Source organism: Anaeromusa sp., from assembly GCF_028691475.1.
Classification (GTDB): domain Bacteria; phylum Bacillota; class Negativicutes; order Anaeromusales; family Anaeromusaceae; genus Anaeromusa.
This window is the reverse complement of record NZ_JAQUZF010000175.1, coordinates 1-3,797: the sequence shown is the minus strand read 5'-3', so window position 1 is coordinate 3,797 and position 3,797 is coordinate 1. Positions and strand designations below refer to the sequence as shown.

Genomic DNA, 3,797 nt, shown 5'->3' with positions numbered 1-3,797 from the left:
CTTCCTTGTCTTTGTCCGCAACCGTAAAGAGCACCGAGCCATGGGCGGGAATGTTCATTCCTGCCGCTACCAACGCCTTGTAGAGCGCTCTGGCATAATGATAGTCAATACCCATAACTTCGCCGGTCGATTTCATTTCAGGTCCTAAGGAAATGTCTACCTGCTGCATTTTACCAAAGGAGAACACCGGCGCCTTGACGGCGATATACGGTTTAAAGGGAATCAATCCCGGCGTATATCCCATCTCCTTGAGAGTATGCCCCAAAGCGCAGCGCGTGGCCACGTTAACCATCGGCACGGATGTCACCTTGCTGAGAAATGGCACCGTACGACTGGAACGAGGATTGACCTCGATCACATATACTTCGCCTTCAAAGACAACATACTGGATGTTCAAAAGCCCTTTGACTTTCAGGCTCTTAGCCATGCGTTGCGTATAGTCCACGATGGTGTCCATAGTACGCTGCTCCAGCGTCTGCGGCGGATAAACAGCAATGCTGTCTCCAGAATGCACGCCAGCACGCTCCACATGCTCCATTATGCCAGGAATGACTACATCCACGCCGTCACAAATGGCGTCCACTTCCACTTCCTTACCCTGCATGTAGCGGTCCACCAACACCGGATGCTCTGGCGAAGCTTTCACAGCCCGCCCCATATAATCCCGCAGCTCCGCTTCGTTATAGACAATTTCCATCGCCCGACCGCCCAATACGTAGGAAGGACGTACCACAACAGGATAGCCCAAAGAGTTAGCGGCAACAACCGCCTCTTCACCGTTGGTTACGGTTTCGCCTTTCGGCCGGGGAATATTCAGCTCTTCCAGCAAGGCTTCAAAACGCTCCCGATCCTCGGCGCGGTCGATATCGTCTACCGATGTCCCCAGCACCTTCACGCCAGCCTTGGCCAACGGGCCAGCCAAATTGATCGCCGTCTGCCCGCCAAACTGAACAATGATTCCTTCTGGTTGTTCCTTATCAATAATGTTGAGCACATCTTCCGGTGTCAGCGGTTCGAAATACAGGCGGTCTGATGTGTCAAAATCGGTACTTACCGTTTCCGGATTGTTGTTAACAATTAAGCTTTCAAGGCCCATTTCACGCAAGGCCCAAGCAGAATGCACCGAGCAGTAGTCAAACTCCACCCCTTGGCCGATGCGAATCGGCCCGGAACCCAGCACCATCACCTTGCGGCGATCGCTCGGCACCACTTCGTCCTCTTGGGCGTACGCCGAATAGTAGTAAGGCGTAGCCGCTTCAAACTCAGCGGCGCAGGTATCTACCATTTTATGCGTAGGCAGGATGCCCAGAGTTTTACGTTCTTCTCTGATCGCCAGTTCTTCTTTCCCTGTGAGACGGCCAATGGTGCGATCCGTAAAGCCCCATTTTTTCGCTTGCAGCAAGTTGGCTTCTGTTAAGCCGTCCGTACGCAGCCGAGCTTCCATGGAAATAATATTGCGCATTTTTTCCAAAAAGAAAATGTCAATCTTGGTAATACCGTGAATCTCTTCCACCGTTACACCGCGGCGCAAGGCCTCGGCAATCACAAAGAGCCGCTCGTCGTCAATGGCATGCAGCTTCTTGCGCAATACCGCGTCATCCAGCTTCGCCAAATCCGGAAGTTCCAAATGGTTTAACCCGATTTCCAGGGAACGAACAGCCTTTAAGAGAGCGCCTTCTAAAGTCCTGTCAATGGACATGACTTCCCCGGTCGCTTTCATCTGTGTCCCCAGCGTACGGTCAGCCAGAACAAATTTGTCGAAAGGCCAGCGCGGGAACTTAACTACCACGTAGTCTAAGGAAGGCTCAAAACAAGCTTTGGTTTTGCCGGTAACCGCATTGGTGATTTCGTCCAGCGTGTAGCCAATGGCGATTTTACTGGCTACCTTGGCAATCGGATACCCGGTTGCCTTGGAGGCCAGGGCGCTGGAGCGGCTGACGCGGGGATTTACCTCGATCACATAGTAGCGGCGGCTCTTCGGGTCCAAGGCGTACTGGGCGTTACAACCGCCCTCAATGCCCAGTTCACGGATAATATCCAAGGATGCCGTGCGCAGCATCTGGTATTCGGCGTCGGTCAGCGTTTGCGACGGCGCCACAACAATGCTGTCGCCCGTATGCACGCCAACAGGATCAATGTTTTCCATATTACACACGGTAATGCAGTTGTCATTGGCATCCCGCATAACTTCGTATTCGATTTCCTTCCAGCCGGCGACGCTGCGCTCAATGAGCACCTGGCCGATCAGACTGTATTTAAGGCCCTTGACGACCGTTTCGTCCAATTCGTCATCATTGTGCACAATGCCGCCGCCGGTGCCGCCCAGCGTATACGCGGGACGCACAATCAACGGATAGCCAATTTCAGCGGCAAATTCCCGAGCCGCCTCCAAGTCTTCTACAATGGTACTCTCCGGAATCGGCTGGTTAAGAAACTGCATGGTTTCCTTGAACAGTTCCCGGTCCTCCGCCTTTTTAATGGCTTTCAAGGATGTTCCCAATAATTCTACGTTGAATTTTTCCAGCACTCCGGATTCCGCCAGCTTAACCGCCAGATTCAGGCCAACTTGGCCGCCAAGCGTAGGCAAAAGACCATCCGGGCGTTCTTTTTCAATGACTTCCTCCAAAAATTCGGCTGTCAGCGGTTCGATATACACGCGGTCCGCCACATTGGCGTCCGTCATAATCGTCGCCGGATTGGAATTAACCAGCACCACTTCCAGACCTTCTTCTTTTAAAGCCCGGCAAGCCTGGGTGCCGGCATAGTCAAATTCGGCAGCCTGACCGATAACAATGGGGCCCGAGCCAATGACCATGACCCTCTTGAGATATTCCTTTTTCGGCATGGTTACGCCCTCCCCATCAACTGCATAAATTCTTCGAATAAGTAGGTGTTGTCATCCGGTCCCGGCGCAGCTTCCGGATGGTACTGCACGGAAAAAAGCGGCAGCGTGTTATGTCGAATGCCCTCGACCGTATCGTCATTGACAGCCCGGTGGCTAATGGTAACGTCCAGACCTTTCAAGGACTCTTCCTTGACGGAATAGCCATGATTCTGCGAAGTAATATGCACTTTGCCTGTCAATAGATTTTTAACCGGTTGATTCGCGCCGCGATGACCAAACTTCAGCTTATACGTATCTGCTCCCAACGCCAGCGCTAGAATCTGATGACCCAGGCAAATGCCAAAGAGCGGTTTTTTGCCCAACAGCTGCCGGACCATCTGGATGATCTCCTGCAAGTCCTTGGGATCTCCAGGTCCGTTCGATAAGAAGACGCCGTCCGGATTGCTTGCCAGCACTTCTTCAGCGCTCGCTGTCGCCGGATAAACCGTAATGTCGCAGCCGCGCTGATGCAAGGAATTAAGAATGTTTTGCTTAATGCCGAAGTCCAGCACCGCTACTTTCGGACCGCCTGAATTGCTCATATGATAGGTTTCCTTGGCGGTTACGTCCATGACCTGGCAGCAGCCGAGCTCGCTCGCCAATAAAGCGTCCACATCAGCCTGCGCTGCTTCTTCGGATACAATAATCCCCTTCATCGTACCATGGTTGCGAATTTTCTTCGTAATGGCCCGAGTATCCACACCATACAGGCAGGGAATGTTGAAGCGCTGCAGATACGAGCCGAAGCTGCCTTCCATCTCCCAGTTGCTTGGAGTCTGACACAGCTCGCCGATGATAAACCCTTTAACAAACGGCTGCCGCGACTGAGCAAAGGCTTCAGCTACGCCGTAATTGCCAATCAAAGGATAGGTCATCGTGACAATTTGACCGCAATAAGACGGATCCGTCAAAA

Annotated in this window: 2 protein-coding genes; both read right to left on the bottom strand. The window is 52.6% G+C overall.

Annotation, left to right across the window (positions count from 1 at the left end):
• On the bottom strand, nucleotides 1-2,845 hold a 2,845-nt coding region (carB, locus tag PHF27_RS13760), incomplete at its 3' end, for a carbamoyl-phosphate synthase large subunit (RefSeq protein WP_300071269.1).
• Nucleotides 2,846-2,847: 2 nt separating this feature from the next.
• The coding region (carA, locus tag PHF27_RS13755; RefSeq protein ID WP_300071267.1) for a glutamine-hydrolyzing carbamoyl-phosphate synthase small subunit at nucleotides 2,848-3,797 on the bottom strand (950 nt) is incomplete at its 5' end.